1 protein-coding gene is annotated in these 593 nt (G+C 46.7%); it reads left to right on the top strand.

Annotated elements, in window-relative coordinates:
- Positions 1-593: LTA synthase family protein (locus tag R7044_RS26705; RefSeq protein WP_225456172.1), on the top strand; the 593-nt coding region annotated here is incomplete at both ends.

Here is a 593-nt window from a genome sequence, read left to right as displayed (position 1 = left end):
CACTGAATTCGTCTTACTCATTGCTATTTGCAGTCAACAATATGAAGTCAGAAAAGAGCGCAGAGCAGTTCTACGGCAAGATGGACAATCAAAAGATGTTGGATCTCGTTCGCGCTTCATCAACGAAGATCGACTTTGATCCTACATTGCTACCAACCATGAACAGCAACCCAGCGACGTACCAAGGCAAGCGTAAAAACTTGGTTATCTTGTTACAAGAGAGCTTGGGCGCACAGTTTGTAGGCTCTTTGGGTGGTCTGCCTCTTACACCAAACCTTGATGAACTGATGCAAGAAGGCTGGCAGTTCACGCAAATGTACGCAACGGGCACTCGTTCAGTTCGTGGTATCGAAGCGGTAACAACAGGCTTCCCGCCATCGCCTTCTCGCGCGGTTGTAAAACTGAGTAAGAGCCAAACGGGTTTCTTTACTATTGCTGATTTGCTGAAAGAACAAGGCTACCACACACAGTTCATTTACGGCGGTGAAGCAAACTTCGATAACATGAAGACCTTCTTCTTCGGCAATGGCTTCGACCAAATTGTTGAAGAGAAAAACTATACGAACCCAGGCTTTGTTGGCTCTTGGGGAGTG

This window comes from Vibrio sp. 1402 (assembly GCF_033340275.1).
This window is presented reverse-complemented; position numbering and strand designations above follow the sequence as displayed.